General features: G+C 67.4%; 21 protein-coding genes and 1 tRNA gene. 19 read left to right on the top strand and 3 right to left on the bottom strand.

Annotated features, from left to right (window positions below; translation table 11 throughout):
* Positions 1 to 79 precede the first annotated feature (79 nt).
* Entirely contained in the window at positions 80 to 469 is a 390-nt protein-coding gene (locus tag P6166_RS00335; protein ID WP_277762550.1) for a helix-turn-helix domain-containing protein, read from the top strand.
* Between the two features lie 54 nt (positions 470 to 523).
* Here the strand turns inward: P6166_RS00335 and P6166_RS00330 are convergent, their stop codons facing one another.
* Positions 524 to 1273, bottom strand: coding sequence for a glucose 1-dehydrogenase (locus tag P6166_RS00330; protein ID WP_277762549.1), 750 nt, complete (start codon positions 1271 to 1273; stop codon positions 524 to 526).
* Positions 1274 to 1350: 77 nt separating this feature from the next.
* Between P6166_RS00330 and P6166_RS00325 the strand changes: the two genes are divergently transcribed.
* From P6166_RS00325 to P6166_RS00290, 8 genes are all read left to right on the top strand, one after another.
* Positions 1351 to 1920, top strand: a complete 570-nt coding sequence (locus P6166_RS00325) for a TetR/AcrR family transcriptional regulator (RefSeq protein ID WP_277762548.1) — start codon at positions 1351 to 1353, stop codon at positions 1918 to 1920.
* Between the two features lie 296 nt (positions 1921 to 2216).
* Positions 2217 to 2552: a hypothetical protein gene (locus tag P6166_RS00320; RefSeq protein WP_277762547.1), complete on the top strand. Its 336-nt coding sequence runs from the start codon at positions 2217 to 2219 to the stop codon at positions 2550 to 2552.
* Positions 2553 to 3138: 586 nt separating this feature from the next.
* Entirely contained in the window at positions 3139 to 3597 is a 459-nt protein-coding gene (locus P6166_RS00315; RefSeq protein ID WP_277762546.1) for a hypothetical protein, read from the top strand.
* A 199-nt stretch (positions 3598 to 3796) separates the two neighbouring features.
* Positions 3797 to 4474, top strand: coding sequence for a hypothetical protein (locus P6166_RS00310; RefSeq protein ID WP_277762545.1), 678 nt, complete (start codon positions 3797 to 3799; stop codon positions 4472 to 4474).
* A gap of 555 nt (positions 4475 to 5029) precedes the next feature.
* Positions 5030 to 6025 carry a tRNA dihydrouridine(20/20a) synthase DusA gene (dusA, locus tag P6166_RS00305; protein ID WP_277762544.1) on the top strand — a complete coding sequence of 332 codons (996 nt, stop codon included), beginning with the start codon at positions 5030 to 5032 and terminating at the stop codon, positions 6023 to 6025.
* Positions 6026 to 6247: 222 nt separating this feature from the next.
* Positions 6248 to 6622 (top strand): hypothetical protein, encoded by a 375-nt coding sequence (locus P6166_RS00300; protein ID WP_277762543.1) that lies wholly within the window; start codon positions 6248 to 6250, stop codon positions 6620 to 6622.
* A gap of 72 nt (positions 6623 to 6694) precedes the next feature.
* Positions 6695 to 7378: a response regulator transcription factor gene (locus P6166_RS00295; protein ID WP_057648635.1), complete on the top strand. Its 684-nt coding sequence runs from the start codon at positions 6695 to 6697 to the stop codon at positions 7376 to 7378.
* A 73-nt stretch (positions 7379 to 7451) separates the two neighbouring features.
* Positions 7452 to 8825 carry a sensor histidine kinase gene (locus tag P6166_RS00290; RefSeq protein ID WP_277762542.1) on the top strand — a complete coding sequence of 458 codons (1374 nt, stop codon included), beginning with the start codon at positions 7452 to 7454 and terminating at the stop codon, positions 8823 to 8825.
* Between the two features lie 45 nt (positions 8826 to 8870).
* Here P6166_RS00290 and P6166_RS00285 read toward each other — a convergent pair whose 3' ends face one another.
* Both P6166_RS00285 and P6166_RS00280 read right to left on the bottom strand, forming a co-directional pair.
* The gene (locus P6166_RS00285; RefSeq protein ID WP_277762541.1) at positions 8871 to 9662 is read right to left on the bottom strand and encodes a M90 family metallopeptidase; all 792 of its coding nucleotides are present in this window, start codon (positions 9660 to 9662) and stop codon (positions 8871 to 8873) included.
* On the bottom strand, positions 9629 to 9898 hold the full coding sequence (locus P6166_RS00280) for a hypothetical protein (protein WP_277762540.1): 270 nt from the start codon (positions 9896 to 9898) through the stop codon (positions 9629 to 9631). The genes P6166_RS00285 and P6166_RS00280 overlap by 34 nt, the downstream gene beginning before the upstream one ends.
* Positions 9899 to 10042: 144 nt before the next feature.
* Here P6166_RS00280 and birA point away from each other — a divergent pair, with 144 nt between their 5' ends.
* The 10 genes from birA (at position 10043) to P6166_RS00230 (ending at position 17024) form a co-directional block, all read left to right on the top strand.
* A complete protein-coding gene (gene birA, locus P6166_RS00275) occupies positions 10043 to 11008 on the top strand; it encodes a bifunctional biotin--[acetyl-CoA-carboxylase] ligase/biotin operon repressor BirA (protein WP_277762539.1) in 966 nt (321 codons plus the stop codon).
* Positions 11005 to 11739, top strand: a complete 735-nt coding sequence (locus tag P6166_RS00270; RefSeq protein WP_277762538.1) for a type III pantothenate kinase — start codon at positions 11005 to 11007, stop codon at positions 11737 to 11739. The genes birA and P6166_RS00270 overlap by 4 nt, the downstream gene beginning before the upstream one ends.
* A gap of 43 nt (positions 11740 to 11782) precedes the next feature.
* Positions 11783 to 12475 carry an SPOR domain-containing protein gene (locus tag P6166_RS00265; RefSeq protein WP_277762537.1) on the top strand — a complete coding sequence of 231 codons (693 nt, stop codon included), beginning with the start codon at positions 11783 to 11785 and terminating at the stop codon, positions 12473 to 12475.
* 27 nt (positions 12476 to 12502) lie between these two features.
* Positions 12503 to 12578: transfer RNA gene (locus tag P6166_RS00260), tRNA-Thr, on the top strand.
* Between the two features lie 117 nt (positions 12579 to 12695).
* On the top strand, positions 12696 to 13619 hold the full coding sequence (rocF, locus tag P6166_RS00255; RefSeq protein ID WP_277762536.1) for an arginase: 924 nt from the start codon (positions 12696 to 12698) through the stop codon (positions 13617 to 13619).
* Between the two features lie 136 nt (positions 13620 to 13755).
* A complete protein-coding gene (locus P6166_RS00250; RefSeq protein ID WP_277762535.1) occupies positions 13756 to 13908 on the top strand; it encodes an entericidin A/B family lipoprotein in 153 nt (50 codons plus the stop codon).
* A 77-nt stretch (positions 13909 to 13985) separates the two neighbouring features.
* The gene (locus P6166_RS00245) at positions 13986 to 14117 is read left to right on the top strand and encodes an entericidin A/B family lipoprotein (RefSeq protein WP_277762534.1); all 132 of its coding nucleotides are present in this window, start codon (positions 13986 to 13988) and stop codon (positions 14115 to 14117) included.
* A 222-nt stretch (positions 14118 to 14339) separates the two neighbouring features.
* Positions 14340 to 14558, top strand: a complete 219-nt coding sequence (locus P6166_RS00240) for a CsbD family protein (RefSeq protein ID WP_277762533.1) — start codon at positions 14340 to 14342, stop codon at positions 14556 to 14558.
* 123 nt (positions 14559 to 14681) lie between these two features.
* On the top strand, positions 14682 to 15974 hold the full coding sequence (locus tag P6166_RS00235) for a tryptophan--tRNA ligase (protein WP_277762532.1): 1293 nt from the start codon (positions 14682 to 14684) through the stop codon (positions 15972 to 15974).
* Between the two features lie 81 nt (positions 15975 to 16055).
* On the top strand, positions 16056 to 17024 hold the full coding sequence (locus P6166_RS00230; protein ID WP_277762531.1) for an MBL fold metallo-hydrolase: 969 nt from the start codon (positions 16056 to 16058) through the stop codon (positions 17022 to 17024).
* Positions 17025 to 17078 lie beyond the last annotated feature (54 nt).

Genomic DNA, 17078 nt, shown 5'->3' with positions numbered 1-17078 from the left:
CCTGGTCTAGAATAGAGACCGCCTCCGATCGCGCAAGGAGGCAGTTTTCCCGCCCCTGGTTACTCCGAAGGAACCTCCCTTGGCCGTCTCCTCGCTTCGCACCCGCCCGATGTTCGCCGACATGGACGTGCACGACTGCCCCGTGCGCGATGTCCTGGACCATGTTGCCGCCAAGTGGACCACGCTCATCCTGACCGCCCTGGGCGATGGCCCGCTGCGCTTCGGCGAGCTGCACCGCGCGCTGCCGGATATCTCCAAGCGCATGCTGACCCAGGGCCTGCGCGATCTCGAACGCGATGGCCTGCTGACCCGCCACGTGCACCCGACCAAGCCGCCGAGCGTGGAGTACCAGTTGTCGCCGCTGGGACAGTCGATGCTGGTGCCGCTGGGGGCGCTGATCGATTGGGCCAAGCAGGCGCATCCGCATATCCGCCAGGCGCGCGTGGCGTATGACGCGGCGGAGGGGTGACATCGTCGCCCGGCGAACCGGGGCGACGTGTCCTCATTTCCCGCGGGTCACGCGCTAGATGGCGGTAAAGCCGCCGTCCACCACCAGTTCGATGCCGGCGATGTAGCGCGCCTGGTCGGACGCCAGGAACAGCACCGCATCGGCGATTTCATCGGGCTGCGCCAACCGGCCGAGCGGGATCATCTGGTTGAACGCGCTCTCCACGCCGGGTCGATCGTCGAGGTAGCTGCGCATCATCCGGGTTTCGGTGCCACTCGGCGCCACCACGTTCACGCGGATGCCGCGGTCCTTCAGGTCGGCGGTCCAACTGCGCGCGAAGGAGCGCACGACGGCCTTGCTGGCGTTGTACAGCGACTGGCCGGCGAAGCCCTTGCTGCCGGCCACCGAACCGTTGAGGATCACGGAAGACCCCGGCCCGAGCAGGGGCAGGGCTTTCTGCACGGTCAGGATCACGCCGCGCACATTGATACCGAACACATGGTCGTAGCTCGCGGCATCGATCGCTTCCAGCGGCCGCGTTACCGACTCGGCGACGCCGGCATTCGCGAACACGACGTCCAACCGGCCGTGGTCCTGGCCGATGCGCGCGTAAAGCCGCTCCAAGTCCTCGGCCTGGGAGGCATCGCCCTGCACGCCGACCGCGCCGTGGCCAATCTCCTGCACCGCCTGCTCGAGGCGGTCCGCGCGTCGTCCCGTGACGTATACGTGCGCGCCTTCCGCCGCGAAACGCTTGGCCGTGGCCAGCCCAATGCCCTCGCTTCCGCCGGTGATAGCGATGACCATGTTCTCGAATCGTGTATTCATACATCCGCCTTGAGTAAGTGGAGTGTTGCTCCATTTACTATATGGAGGAATCATCCGCTTATCAACCGAGACTTCTGATGGCCGAACGCATCCCCGCCCCCGATACCCCGCTGCGTGCCGATGCCGCCCGCAACCGCGAGCGCATCCTGGATGCGGCGGAGGCGGTGTTCATCGAACGCGGTGCCGACGCGTCGCTCGATGAAGTCGCCAAGCGGGCCGGTGTGGGCATCGGCACCTTGTACCGGCGGTTTCCCACGCGTGAAGACCTGCTCGCCGCCATGTGCGACGAGCGGCTGCTGGCCGTCGTCCGGCAGAGCGAGGAGTGCTCGAACACCCGGTCGCCCATGGAGGCCATCCGCGACTACGTGCACGCCCTGGTCGTGCACACCACGCATTTCCGCGGTCTGGCGGCATCGCTGGGGGCCGTGCTGCAGACGGGCACGGCGGGATGCCAGGCCAGCCAGGTCGAAGGCGAGCGTCTGCTGGCGCGGGCGCGACAGGCCGGCGTCTTGCGCGAGGATGTCGCCATCAGCGACCTGGTGTGCATCATCATCGCCGTCGCGCTGGCGATCGAGCAGGACCCGGACTCGGCGCAGCGCGCTGATCGCCGTATCGATCTGTTCCTGGGCGGGATTGGGCGGCCATGAGGTAGTCGTGGGACAGTCGCGTGCGAGGCGGCGCCCCAGCATCACGCCATCCATCTGTTCCAGATGCGCGAGCGCCCATACGGAGTAGCGGCAGACGATCAGGGTAGAGGTTTCGCCGCGGATGCCGTTGGTGAAGGATTCGGAGGCTGGCAGGGCGTTGAAGATCGCGTCTCCCGCGCAGAGTCACGGGAGGAGGCTTTGCCGCGCTTGCTGGCGGCATCCAGGCGCGCGGCGCGCGTCTTCTTGCGCTTGGCCGTTCGGGGCGCGGCCAGACCCGAGCGCATGGCGATCCACAGATGACAGAGGACGACGTGCCCCCGATTCTGCTCAACGGCCAGATAGCGGACGAGCCGGTGCGCCTGCGACACGGCGACACGGTGGTGCTGGTGAATACGTCGGTCTCCGGCAAGATCGTGGTCGGTCCGCTGCGCATCCTAGGCCGCAACGGTTACCATGCCGCGCACATCGCCACCGAGCCACGCGGCGCAATGCCCGAAGGTGCGCCAGAGAACTGGTTTTTCACCCACGGCGCATTCTTGGTGTGCGAGGTCTTAGCTAGCGCCGTCGTGGCTCCCCGGAACGGCGCAGAGTGTTCGCGGAAGATCAAAGGCTTGAGCGATCGCCGTCCTTAAAGTCAATGCGCCCAAGGCCTGATTCATAAGTTGAGAACATCTGACTTCTAAGTCGGTTCCCAATCGGCCCAAGCGTGTTGCTGATCTACGCGAACCGAACGTGCTTCCTCTGCTGAAACGGCATCTCCAAAGATGTTTCTGAGAGCGCCAGCACGGGATTTAGAAAAATTTTCGACTAGTTTGAGGGGCCATCCTTGCCGCGGTCATTAGGACATGGGGGTCAAATGCAGCATCGTAGTGGCGCTCGCTTGCCAGTTCCTTTGTGGAGCAAAGTTGCAGCATTCGTGTCCGTTAATCTCCGCGCGGTAACGGGATTGGGCGCTTCTGTAGCGTTAGCCGCCTTTGCTTGGAGAGGTTGCGGGCAGAATTTTCTTCTGAGCTTTCTGTTCGGAGGCGGCTGGGGGTTCTCAATGCTTTATGGCGTCCAGCTTCGCGGAATCTTCCGACAAGACGGCTCAGTAAGCTGGACTGGAGCAATTGTCAGCTCAATTCTCTGGGTGGTGGCAACTGGTCCGCTGTTCTTACTCGCGCGTACGGCGAATGCACCGGTAAGACCGGCGGCGGCGAGTGCAAAGTTGGGGTCGAAATGAAGTGGGAGAAGGGAGACGGCGGCGGTAAGAATCCGCTCAGGATTGCAGATTTCGCCGCCTATGCGTTGGATGCGACACCGGACGCAGCGCTATGGGAGATGGATACTGCGGGGTCCCAGATCCCTTATCCGGCAACCGGCACCGTGAGCGTCATGCTCATGAGATCCGCTGATAACGTCGTGGTCGCCGCACAGACCTTCTCCTATGTTAAATCGGGAACCATCGTTCGCTTGGCAGATCCCGACGCAGTGAATAACTGGGCATACGCTAACGCCGGGGATGCCGACAGCATCAAGTACGAAACGGCGCCCTTCGTTTCGATGTTCCAGGGCGAGAAGACGACGAGCATCGCGGCAAAGTACGCCAGCGAACAACAGGCATCGTTCTCTGCTACGGTGTACGGAAATCCGCGCTGCACTACGTACCCATCGCCGTATCAGTGCCAGCCTGAGTGATTCTGGGGGCGAGAGGCGATCCCTCTCGCTCTTCTTTGTGCCGCATGTGGGGCCAGCTTTGTCCGCCCAACCCATCCATATCATGCCAATAGCGCTCGTTGCTCGGAGTAAGAGATTTTTCGCTTCCCTTGCGTTGATCTCGGTCGTTCTTTCTGCATGTTTCCCGGCGAGTGCTGTCCCTGGGCTTTCGGTAGAGGGGATGAACAAGAACACCCTTACTAAGGTCGGCGGTTTTTATCTCACACGTTCCGAAGTGCTGACAGAAGGGCGGGCAGAAAAAGTGCGGCTCAGTCTGAGAATCGCGTGCGAAGACAGCAGGGTTCGCCTACTGGTAACCAAGGGATTCGACAAAGCGAACGCTGAAGTCATTTGCGCAACAGCAAGCAAAGCGCTCACGTTCTCCGTCAACCAATCGGAGGGGCAGCGTGCTTCAGTCGAAATTCGCGTTGTGCCGCCGCGAGTCTTCTACAGAGAGACGTCATGGCGTGTTGGTCGCTACCCGAAGCTAGTTCTGATCGTCCCTGAACTTACTGAGCTCAATGCCACCTTGGCGAACGTGGCGGACCTGGTTGCGCACGAGGTTTTCCATGTGGTGATGATTGCGGCTGGAGACATAGCGCTGGGGACAGACGAGTATGTCGCCTACCACTTTGGACTTTGCGGGCAACTAGTCGCGGTCGGCGATATCATGCCGTGGTCGATGCCTGGCTTCTCACTCGCCTCGGTTGATCCGAACGTGGTGTCTTCATCTTCCGCTGCCGAAAAGGTTCGCGACGAGCTAAAAGCATACTCGGGCGGGGCGCCGATCGAGGCAGATAGTGCCCTCGGGCAGCAGCTTCTTAGCAAGTGTAGGTCTACGAGACCTGGCGTTCATTGAGGGGCGGTAGTCGATCTCGCTCGCGGCGCCTGATCGTCAACTAGATCCGATCTTCGCACTCGCTTCACGGCTGCCTTTGAATACGCTTTGACTTCGCGACTAGCTTTAGAAGACGAAGTGCCGGGTGAGCGGCGGCGAGGGGTCGCCTTCTGGCAACGAGCGTACCCAGCCCTTCGCGACGCATGGACATGTTGCCGGCTTGTGTTTGAGGAAGCCCCTTAACATGGTCCAGCCCTTCGGCCCGCCACTTGATAAGTTGCTCCACAGCAACGTCTCCGCCCGGCTCGCCTGCTCGAGTCTCGAAGTCCGCAAGCTCGAGCTCGATTCGCTCAGCCCACGTTTTGGCCGCGGTATTGGTCGTGAACGCCTTGCTTGGGTCGCATGCCTTTCCGGCGCACAATAGCGCGCCACCTACGCCGCGGGATTGAAGGGCCGCCATTTATGGTCCCGGCGTACCAAGGCAACTGAGGTACACCGGTGGCACACATCGGCGGGAGACAGCGGATTTTCGGGGTGCACTTGGTAGCGTGGTTGTGAGCGAACAGAGCTAACTGTATGACTTATCTAGAAGAAAGCGCCATCCGCCTCTCCGTCGCCCCCATGATGGACTGGACCGACCGCCACTGCCGCGTCTTCCACCGGCTGCTGGCGCCTTCGGCGCGCCTGTACACCGAGATGGTCCACGCCAACGCGGTGATCCACGGCGATCGCGAGCGCCTGCTCGGCTTCGATCCCAGCGAACAACCGCTCGCGCTGCAGCTCGGCGGCAGCGAGCCCGCGTTGCTCGCACAAGCCGCGCACATCGCCGGCGAATGGGGCTACGCGGAGGTCAACCTCAACTGCGGCTGCCCCTCCGACCGCGTCCAGGCCGGGCGCTTCGGCGCCTGCCTGATGCGCGAACCAACGCTGGTGGCCGAGTGCGTCGCGGCAATGCGCGAGGCCACGTCGGTTCCGGTCACGGTGAAGTGCCGCCTCGGCGTGGACGAAGACAACGACTACGACCTGTTCGCGTCGTTCGTCGACCAGGTCGTGGCCGCGGGCAGCGCCATGGTCGTCGTGCATGCACGCAACGCGTGGCTCAAAGGCCTGTCGCCGAAGGAGAACCGCGAAATCCCACCCCTGCGCTACGACTGGGCCTACCGCCTCAAGCGCGAACGGCCAGCGTTGCCGGTGGTGCTCAACGGCGGCATCGCCGAGGTCGACGCCGCGCTCGCGCATCTGGAACAGGTGGATGGCGTGATGCTCGGTCGCGCGGCGTATCACGATCCCTATGTCCTGCACCGTCTCGACGCCGCACTGACCGGCGCGACCCCGCGCCCACGAGCGGAGCTGCTACGCGCGCTGCGGCCTTACGTCGAGGCCCAGCTGGCGGGGGGACTGGCGCTCAAGCACATCACTCGGCACCTTCTCGGCCTGTTCGTGGGGCAGCCCGGCGGGCGCGCGTTCCGGCAGGTCCTCAGCGAGGGCGCACATCGGCCGGGCGCCGACTGGTCCCTGGTGGAGGAAGCCCTCGCCGTGACCGAGGCGCGAGCCCGTCGCGTCGCAGCCTGAGCCGTCGCCGTTGGGCTCGAGGCGTTGCAACACATCACAGAATCGCTAGACTTCGGCGTTCATTTGCCTGAACGCCGCAACGTCCGGGTCAGAAAAGTTCAGACCGGATTCACCCCGAAAAATCAAGAATTTGCCTCGTTTTAGAGGCTCTGCGAGCCGCATCGCGCCTCTTGGTTTTCACGATTTTTGAACGTTTCCCCCGCCCCCGCTAGGATTCTGGCCGTGACGCTTGCTTCCCTCCGCCTGTCGAGTCTCGCAGTGGCCGCCGCGCTGGCGCTGGCCGCCCTGCCGGCCGTGGCGGCGCAGGATCGCGGCCCGCCGGAGGCCCGCGACGCGTTCCCGCGCAGCGGCGGCCGGGCCGGCAACGCCGATGGCCGCTCGCTGTCCGACGCCATCCGCCGGGTGCAGCGCACCACCGGGGGCCAGATTCTGGGCGCCGAACAGGTGCCCTTCGACGGACGCAACATCAACCGTGTGAAATACATGGACGACCGCGGGCGCGTCCGCTACATGGACGACCCGGTGCCGGACCGCGCTCCGCCGCGGGCCCCGCGCCCGGTCGAACCGGCGGCGCCACCACGCGGCGATAACCCGTGACTGGCGATAGTGGCTTAACCACTTCAGTTTCCCCTGGCCGCCGGCCAGCCAACACGTAACTAGGGAGAGTTCATGCGTATCCTTCTGGTCGAAGACGAAGCCCCCCTGCGCGAGACCCTTGCCGCGCGCCTGAAGCGCGAAGGCTTCGCGGTCGATGCGGCGCAGGATGGCGAGGAGGGCCTGTACATGGGGCGCGAGGTGCCGTTCGATGTCGGCATCATCGACCTCGGCCTGCCGAAGATGTCGGGCATGGAGCTGATCAAGGCGCTGCGCGACGAGGGCAAGAAGTTCCCGGTGCTCATCCTCACCGCGCGCTCCAGCTGGCAGGACAAGGTCGAGGGCCTCAAGCAGGGCGCCGACGATTACCTCGTCAAGCCGTTCCATGTCGAAGAGCTGCTCGCGCGCGTCAACGCGCTGCTGCGCCGTGCCGCCGGCTGGAGCAAGCCCACGCTGGAATGCGGGCCGGTCGCGCTGGATCTGGCCGCGCAGACGGTCAGCGTCAATGGCAGCAACGTCGATCTCACCAGCTACGAGTACAAGGTGCTGGAGTACCTGATGATGCATGCCGGTGAACTGGTCTCCAAGGCCGACCTCACCGAGCACATCTACCAGCAGGACTTCGACCGCGATTCGAATGTGCTGGAGGTCTTCATCGGCCGCCTGCGCAAGAAGCTCGATCCGGACGGCGAACTGAAGCCGATCGAGACCGTCCGCGGCCGCGGCTACCGCTTCGCGATCCCGCGTACCGAGGGCTGATCCCTCGCTTCCAGGAACAGACAGCAGCGTGGGCGTCCGTCTTCGGTGGTTCAGGCGCTGGCGGCCGCGCTCGTTGCAGGCACGTCAGCTGCTGGCCGCCAGTATCAGTCTGGTGGCCTTCCTCGCGCTGGCCGGCTACGCGCTGGATGCCGCCTTCGCCGACACCGCGATGGACAACCTGCGTAGCCGCCTGAAGAACTACGCCACGGCCTACAACGGCAGCATCGACTTCCTGCGCGATGGCTCGCTGTACATCCGCGAGCAATCGCCGGATGCACGCTTCGACGTGCCCGGCGGCGGGCTCTACGCGGAAGTGATCCGCCCGGACGAACGCTGGTCGTCCATGTCCGCCGAAGGGCCGGTGCTGCCGGTGTCCGGACCGATGCTGGGGCCGCGCCAGGAAGAGTTCACCGGTCCGCTGGACATGGTGCAGATCGACGGCAGCAAGGGCCAGGTCTACCGCTACGGGCAGGGCGTGATCTACGAGCCCGAACCCGGCCATGAAATTCCCTACACCATCTACGTGATGGAAGACGCGCGTTCGCTCGGCGCGCAGCTGCGCGTGTTCCGCAGCGCGGTGTGGTTCTATCTCGGCGTCACCGGCATCTTCCTGCTGCTGCTGCAGACCTTCATCCTGCAGTGGAGCCTGCGCCCGCTGCGACGCGTGGTGAACGAGCTGAGCAAGGTCCAGCGCGGCGAGGCGCAGCGCATGAGCGAGCATCATCCGCGCGAACTGGAGCCATTGACCGAAAGCATCAACGCCTTCATCGAGAGCGAGCGCGAGAACCTCGACCGCCAGCGCAACACGCTCGCCGACCTGGCGCATAGCCTCAAGACGCCGCTGGCGGTGCTGCGCACGCAGCTGGACAGCGGTGCCGGCGATGCCGACCTGCGCGAGGAGTTCGACGTGCAGCTGCGGCGCATGAACAACCTGGTCTCCTACCAGCTGGCGCGTGCGGCCTCCAGTGGCCACAAGCTGTTCGCCGCGCCGGTGCCGATCGAGTCGAACGCCGAGGAAATCGTGCGTGGCTTGGAGAAGGTCTACGCCAGCAAGGGCGTGTTGTGCGAGTTCGAAATCGACCCGAACGCGCGCTTCTATGGCGAGCCGGGCGACCTGCAGGAGCTGCTGGGCAACCTGCTGGAAAACGCCTTCAAGTGGGCGCGCAGCCGCGTGCTGCTCACCGCCAAGCCCACCGCCGGTGCCGGCACCAGCAAGCGCGCAGGTTTGTTGTTGGCGGTGGACGACGACGGCCCCGGCATCGCGCCGGAGGACGTGGCCAAGATCCTGCAGCGCGGCGTGCGCGGCGACGAGCGCGTGCAAGGCCACGGCATCGGCTTGTCGATCGTGCAGGACCTGGTGCGCGGGTACCGCGGCGAGCTGCACGTGATGCGCTCGCTGGAGCTGCAAGGCGCACGCTTCGAAGTCACGCTGCCGCCGGGCATCTGAAGCCAGCGCGGCACCTGGTGCCGCGGCCCCTCGATCACGCGTGCCTCAGCCGCGCCCCTCGAACGGTGATGGTCCGTAGTACCGACGCAGGTGTGCGGCCACCTTGGGCATTGCCTCGGCCAGCACGCCAGGGGCCGAGAAGTGGTACTCGCTGACCACCGCGAAGAATTCCTCCGGCGCCTCCGCCGCGTAGGCATCGATGCGCGTGCGCTTGCCCGCGTCCACGCGCTGGCAGAAAGCGTCATAGGCCTGCTGGAAGTCCGCCGCCCACTCGCGCTGCCACTCGCGCGGCAAGGGGGGCGTGCCATCCAGTGCGCCATCGAGCACGTCGATCTTGTGCGCCATCTCGTGCACGGCGACGTGGTAGCCCGCGTGCGGATCCTCCAGGTCGGCCTGCACGTCGGCCCACGACAGGATCAACGGGCCCTGGTCCCACGCTTCGCCGATCAGCTCGTCGTCCCACTCGTGCAGCACGCCGGCAGCGTCGACATGGCTGCGGTGTACGCGGAACGCCTCCGGGTACACGATCAGCTGCGACCATCCGCGCCAGCCGCCCGGGCCGATCTCCAGCAGCGGCAGGCAGCACATCGCCGCCAGCAGCACCACCTGCGCCGGCGACAGCGTGAGCCCGTCCACGGGCGAGATGGTCTTCTCGTGCAGGAAGCGCGCGGCCAGTTCGCGCAACCGGGCCTCGCGCTCGCCATCCAGCGCGGCGATCCACGGGCATTGCGCGCGGGCCTGGGCCCACGGGGCATCGTCGATGGTCGGAGGCGGGCGCCGCAGCCAGCCCAGCAAACGCTGGATCAGCGGAACATGCCCGGCAGGAAGCTGTGCCATTTCGGCATGCGGTTGCGCGGCGGCAGCAGGTCGCCGTCGTCGCCGCCACCGCTGGGCGCCAGGGTGCTCGAACGGCGGCCCGGCGAATGCGACGGCGGCACCGTCACTTCGGGGGCCGGGCCGTGCGCTGCGGAGGTCGGCGTGACGCAGGTGCCATGGTCCGCTTCGGCCATGCCGCTGGAGGCCCAAGCCACGGCCGGGGTCAGCAGGAGAAGCAAGCAGGCGGATCGGCGCATCGTTTGACTTCCCGGACAGGGGGCACCAAGCGCCCGATTCTAACGCGCTTTTCACGGCGGCTGGCAAGCGGGCGCTGGGCGGCTCCGGGCGCTTGCTCCATAATCGCGCCGATTGCCCAGCGGGCGGAGTGTGCGGAGGGGCCCGTGGATGATCGCGCTTTACTGGCCAGGCTTGCCCTGGGCCGGCTTTCCGGGGATGCCCTGGCGCGCGATTTCGGGCTGACCCGCGCGGCGGTCTGGAAGCGCATTCAGAACCTGCGCGCCGCCGGCATCGATATCCAGGGCCGCGCCGGCGAGGGTTACGGGCTGGGTTACCCCGTCGAGCTGCTCGACCGCGAGCGCATCCTTGCCGCGCTGCCGGCCGAAGCGGCCGCCGCGCTGGACCGGTTGGAGATCGCCTGGACCGTGGAGTCCACCAATACCGAGCTGCTGTCCCGGCCGGTGCCGGCCCGCGGCGCGGCCGTGATGCTGGCCGAGCGCCAGACCGGTGGCCGCGGCCGCCGCGGCCGGCAATGGGCCTCGCCGCTTGCCGCGCATATCTATCTGTCTGTGGCGCGCGGCTTCGCCGGCGGCCTGGCGCAGCTCGCCGGCCTCAGCCTGGCGGTGGGCGTGGCCGCCGCGGAGGCGCTGCGCGCCTGTGGCTTCGGCGAGGTCGGCCTCAAGTGGCCGAACGACCTGCTGGCCGGGGAACGCAAGCTGGGCGGCCTGCTGATCGAAGGCGGCGGCGAAGTGGGTGGGCCGGCGCGCGCGGTAATCGGGCTGGGCGTGAACGTGCACATGCCCGAGGCCTTTGCCGCGGACATCGGCCAGCCCTGGGTGGACCTCGACACGCTGGCCGGCCAGCCGGTGTCGCGCAACACCATCGTCGCCGCGCTGCTGGCGCAACTGTTGCCGGCGCTGGACCTGTTCGAGGAACAGGGGCTGGCGCCGTTCCTGCCGCGCTACGCGGCGCTGGACCTGCTCGCCGGCCGTCGCGTGCGCATCGAGGAAGCGGGGCGCTTCCATGAGGGCGTGGCCGAGGGACTCGCGCCGGACGGCGCATTGCGCGTGCGTGGCGAAAGCGGCGAGCGCCTGTTCCATGCCGGCGAAGTGAGCGTGAGACCCGCATGAGCGACTGGTTGTTCGACCTCGGCAATTCCCGGTTCAAGTTCGCGCCCCTGCGCGAAGACGGCCGCGCCGGCGACGTGCAGGCGTGGGCGCACGGCGTGCAGGCGATGTCCGGGGACATCGCCGCCACGCTCCCGCGCGGCGACACTGCCTGGGTGGCCAGCGTGGCCGCGCCGGCGCTCACCGAGGATGTCATCGCGCACCTGCGCACGCGGTTTGGCGCGGTGCGCATCGCCCGCACGCTGGGCGAGTGCGCCGGCGTGCGCGTGGGTTACGCGCAGCCGCAGAAGTTCGGCGTGGACCGCTTCCTCGCCCTGCTCGGCGCGCGCGCTGGCGGGCATGTACTGGTCGCCGGCGTAGGCACCGCCCTCACCGTGGACCTGATGGATGCCGACGGCCAGCACCGCGGCGGCCGCATCGCCGCTTCGCCGACCACCATGCGCGAGGCCCTGCACCAGCGCGCCGCGCAATTGCCCGCCAGCGGCGGCGATTACGCCGAATTCGCCAACGACACCGCCGATGCGCTGGCCTCCGGCTGCGATGGCGCGGCGGTGGCGCTGATCGAGCGCAGCCTGCAACAGGCAAGCCTGGCGCTTGGCCCGGTGCGCCTGCTGTTGCACGGCGGCGGCGCGGCACCGCTGCTACCGCTGCTGCCGGGCGCCGAGCACCATCCGTCGTTGGTGCTCGATGGCCTGGCCGTGTGGGCCGCGCACCACCCGACCGCGGCCGACTGAAGCCGCTGGCCGCGGCGCGACCGTGGCTGGTTAGAATCGCGCCATGTACGTCCGCGCCCTGATCGTCGTGCTCGCCATCCTCAACGCCGGTGTCGCCCTGTGGTGGGCGGTGCGTCCGGCCGCGAGCCCGCCCGTGCCTCCGCCGGCCGTGGCCGGTGGCGTGGCCTCGCTGCAGCAGATCGACCCGCCACGCACACCCGCGGCGGCGACGGCGGTGCCGGCCAGCGCTACCGCGCCATCCGCCGCGCCCGCTGCCGCGCTGCCGGCGAAGCCGGTGGCGCCGACGCCCGCCGATCGCTGCTTGCGCCTGGGTCCGTATGCCGACCAGGCCGCCGCGGAGGCCGCCCGCACGGCCGCGGGCGATGCACTGCGCACCCCGCGCGTGCGCGAGGTGGCCGATGCCAGCAGCTTCAAGGTCATGCTCACCGGCGTGGGCGATCGCGACGCCGCGCAGGCCATGGTGGCGAAGATCAAGGCCGCCGGCCTGAGTGACTACTACATCGTCGGCAACGGGGCACAGAGCGATATCGCGCTGGGGCAGTACCGCAGCCGCGAAGGCGCCGAGCGCCGGCAGGCGGAACTCGCGGCCGCCGGGTTCGCCGCCCAGGTCGTGCCCAGCGGCGGCACCACCGGCTCGCGCTGGTGGATCGAGGCCCGCGTTGCCGGCGACGACGCCAGGCTGCGCGCGCTGCATGCGCCAGGCCAGCGATCGCTGGACTGCGCGGCCCTGCGCTAGAATGCCGGCGCCCGTCGCGGGCGACGTGCCGCTTTAGCTCAGTCGGTAGAGCAACTGTCTTGTAAACAGTAGGTCATCCGTTCGATTCGGATAAGCGGCACCACTGCTCCCCATGCGTTGAATCAGGCCGGAAACGGCGGCGCGCTGCTGCATCGCGGCAGGCGCCTCGGGCCCCTGCGACTAGACTTCCTGTCCCGAACCGCATAACCGGAGCCAAGGAATGTCCACGCGCTATCCCCCCGTGTCGCTGATCGGCGTGCCCACCGACATCGGGGCCGGCCATCGCGGCGCCCGCATGGGCCCCGAGGCGCTGCGCATCGCCGGGCTGGGCGAGGCGCTGGTGGCGCGCGGCGTGGAGGTGCGCGACGTCGGCAACCTCGATGGCCCGCGCAACCCATGGACCGCGCCGGTGGCCGGCTATCGCCACCTGCAGGAGGTGGTGGATTGGAACCGCGCGCTGATGGAGGCCACGCATGCCGAGCTGGTCGAGGGCCGCATGCCGATCATGCTCGGCGGCGACCACTGCCTGGCGATGGGGTCGATCACCGCCGTCTCGCGCTGGTGCCGCGCGCAGGGGCGCAAGCTGCGCGTGCTGTGGCTGGATGCGCATTCGGACTTCAACACCAGCGAGGTCACCCCCTCGGGCAACGTGCACGGCATGCCGGTGGCCTGCCTGTGCGGCCTGGGCCCGCGCGAACTCACCCACTTGGGCGGCGACGCGCCCGCACTGCACCCCGAGCAGATCCGCCAGATCGGCATCCGCTCGGTGGACCCGGAAGAAAAGCGCCTCATCAAGCAGCATCGCGTCGATGTCTACGACATGCGCTACATCGACGAGAACGGGATGAAGCGCACGATGGAGGCTGCGCTGGCCGGCCTGGACGCGGACACCCACCTGCACGTCAGCTTCGATGTGGACTTCCTCGATCCCAGCATCGCGCCCGGCGTGGGCACCACCGTGCCCGGCGGGCCGAACTATCGCGAGGCCCAGCTGGTGATGGAGATGATCGCCGATACCGGCCGGCTCGGGTCGCTGGACATCGTCGAGCTCAACCCGGTCATCGACAACCGCAACCTCACCGCGGAGCTGGCGGTGGACCTGGTGGAAAGCCTGTTCGGCAAGTCCACGCTGATGCGCGATTGAGCGCCAGACTGAACGCTTCCCGCCCGGCCCTTTGACGAAGCCGACCGCGTTCACATCCGCTCGACGGTCGGAAAGTCAGATTGTGCGCCAAGCGGCCCGCCTGCCTTCCGCGGGGCCGCACCGACCGGAGAAGGACATGAAGCGACTGATGACCCTGGCCATGCTTGCGCTGTTTTCCGTGGGCATGCTGAGCGGCTGCAACACGGTGGCCGGTGCCGGCAAGGACGTGCAGAAGGCCGGCGAGAAGGTGGAAGACACCGCGCACAAGTGCAGCGACGGCAAGTGCTGACCGGGTAACCCGATCCAACCAATCCAACCCATGCAAAGCGCGACGATGACGTCGCCATCCAACCGAGGAGAGAAGCAATGAAGAAAGTGATGACCCTGCTGGTCCTGGGCATGTTCTCCATGGCCGTGCTGTCGGGCTGCAACACCGTGGCCGGCGCTGGCAAGGACGTGCAGAAGGCTGGCGAGAAGGTGCAGGACGCGGCGAAGTAATTCGCCGGGATGGGAGAAGAAAAAGCGGGCTTCGGCCCGCTTTTTTTTGCGTGTCGTTCGCCGCGATCTTCGCGCGCGTTTCATCTTCGCATTGAATCGTTCACCGCGATGAGGGCGTCCTTGACGCCGGTTGACCTCTCGCGAACGGTTGGGCCGAAAAACTGTCCCCGCGCCGCCGCCAATGGTCGGCCGACATCCCAACAAGAACGAATGGAGCGCACCATGAACAAAGACATCATTTCCGGCAAGTGGACCCAGCTCAAGGGCAAGATGCAGGCCAAGTGGGGCGACCTCACCGACGACGATTTCGACGTCGCCGAGGGCAACGCCCAGTACCTGTCGGGCAAGCTGCAGGAGCGCTACGGCTGGGACCGCGACCGCGCCGAAAAGGAAGTCAAGGATTTCGATGCGTCGCTGCGCAAGGAATACGGCGACCAGTAAGTCGTTCGCCACGGTTTGACCGGACGGGGCGGGTCGCTGGGGCGGCCCGCCTCGTCCGTTTCGGGCTCCGGCCGGGGGCAACGGGTAAACTGGCGGGGTTATCGATCCAGGCCCCCGCACCACATGACCACCCGCGTCCTTACCGGCATCACCACCTCGGGCACGCCGCACCTTGGCAACTACGTCGGCGCCGTGCGCCCGGCCATCGCCGCCAGCCGTGCCACCGACGTGGAGAGCTTCTTCTTCCTCGCCGACCTGCACAGCCTGATCAAGGCGCAGGACCCGGCACGGACCCAGCGCTCGACCCTGGAAATCGCCGCCACCTGGCTGGCCTGCGGCCTGGACCCGGACAAGGTGTGGTTCTACCGCCAGAGCGACATCCCGGAGATCACCGAACTCAACTGGTTCCTGACCTGCATCGCCGGCAAGGGCATCCTCAACCGCGCCCACGCCTACAAGGCCGCCGTGGACAAGAACACGGCCGAAGGCGAGGACGCCGATGCGGGCGTCACTGCCGGCTTGTTCATGTACCCGGTGCTGATGGCCGCCGACATCCTGATCTTCAACGCGCACCGCGTGCCGGTCGGCCGCGACCAGGTGCAGCACATCGAGATGGCGCGCGATTTCGCCCAGCGTTTCAACCACGTCTATGGCCGCGACTATTTCGTGCTGCCCGAGGCGCTGATCGACGAGCAGGTCGCCACGTTGCCCGGCCTGGACGGGCGCAAGATGAGCAAGTCCTACGACAACACCATTCCGCTGTTCGCCCCGCGCGAGGAGCTGCGCCGGCGCGTCTCGGCGATCCTTACCGATTCGCGCGCGCCCGGCGAGCCGAAGACGACCGAGGGCTCGGCGCTGTTCCAGCTGTACCAGGCCTTCGCCAGCGAGGCGGAGACGGCGGCCTTCGCGCAGGCATTCGCCGAGGGTATTTCCTGGGGCGATGCGAAGCAGCAGCTGTTCGAGCGCATCGACGCGGAGATCGCGCCGCAGCGCGAACGCTATGAAGCGCTGATGGCCGATCCGGCCGCCATCGAGGCCACCCTGCGCCGCGGCGGCGAGCGCCTGCGCGAGCAATTCGCCAAGCCCTTCCTGGCCGAGCTGCGCCACGCGGTGGGCCTGCGGGATTTGTCGGCGCACGATGTCGGCCCGGGCAAGCAGAAGAAGGCCAAGGCCGCGCTGCCGGTATTCAAGCAGTATCGCGAGGCCGACGGACGTTTCTACTTCAAGCTGACCGACGACGAAGGCACGCTGCTGATCCAGAGCGAAGGCTTCGACTCGCCGCGCGAAGCGGGCCAGACCATCGCCGTGCTGAAGCATGCCACGGCGGCCGATGCGCTGGAATCGCCATTGTTCACGCTCCAGGCGCAGGCGGATCTGGTGCTGGAGGCGTTGCAGGCGCTGCGCGACGCGGGCTGAGTCCACGCGCGCGCGGCGACCTGCGCAGGGCGCGTTCCTCCGACCAAAGCCGCATCCGCATCCACTCGCGCAGCGCCTAGAATGGATGCATCCAGCGACCCCACAGGACGCCAGATGGCCGAACACGGCATCCACACCCTCGACACCGGCTTTCAGCGGCCGTGCTTCGACGCGGCCTACCTGATCGTCGAACAGGGCCGCGGCGCCTTCATCGACTGCGGCACCGCGCTTGCCGTGCCGTCGCTGCTCGCCGCGCTGCCCGCCGCCGGGCTGCGCGCAGAAGACGTGGACTGGCTCATCCTCACCCACGTGCACCTGGACCACGCCGGCGGCGCCGGCGCGCTGCTGCGCCACCTGCCCAATGCGAAGCTGCTCGTGCACCCGCGCGGCGCGCCGCACATGATCGACCCGACCCGCCTGCTCGCCGGCGCCACCGAGGTGTACGGCGAAGCGGAGATCGCCCGCAGCTACGGCGAGGTGGTCGCCGTGCCCGAGGCGCGCGTGGTGATCGCCGAGGACGGCGGCAGCGTATCGCTGGCCGGCCGCGCCTTGCTGACGATCGACACCCCCGGCCACGCCCGCCATCACCTGTGCGTCTGGGACGCGCGCAGCCGCGCATGGTTCACCGGCGATACGTTCGGCCTGTCCTATCGCGAGCTGGATTCGGCGCAGGGCCCCTTCATCCTGCCCACCTCTTCGCCGGTGCAATTCGAGCCGGAGGCCATGCGTGCCTCCATCGCGCGCATGCTCGCCCACGACCCGGCGGCGATGTACCTCACCCACTACGGGCGCGTGGCGCCGCCGGCCGCGCTCGGACGCGCATTGATCGAGCAGATCGACGCCATGGCGGCGCTGGCGCGCAGCTGCGACGACCGGCCCGACCGCCATCGCTGCCTCGTCGCCGCGCTGACCGAGCTGTATCTCGAACGCGCGCATGCGCACGCGGTGCCGCTGGACGATGCGGCGGTGACGCGCGTACTGGCGATGGACATCGAACTCAACGCGCAAGGCCTGGCCAGCTGGCTGGACCGCGCCCGCCGCGCCGGCTGATCCCCTCGGCGCGGGACGGCGCGCGCACTACACTGTGCGTCCCCCGTCCAAGAA

The organism is Stenotrophomonas sp. HITSZ_GD (assembly GCF_029543105.1).
Lineage (GTDB): Bacteria > Pseudomonadota > Gammaproteobacteria > Xanthomonadales > Xanthomonadaceae > Stenotrophomonas_A.
The sequence above is the reverse complement of the archived record's forward strand: the minus strand, read 5'-3'. Positions and strand labels throughout refer to the sequence as shown.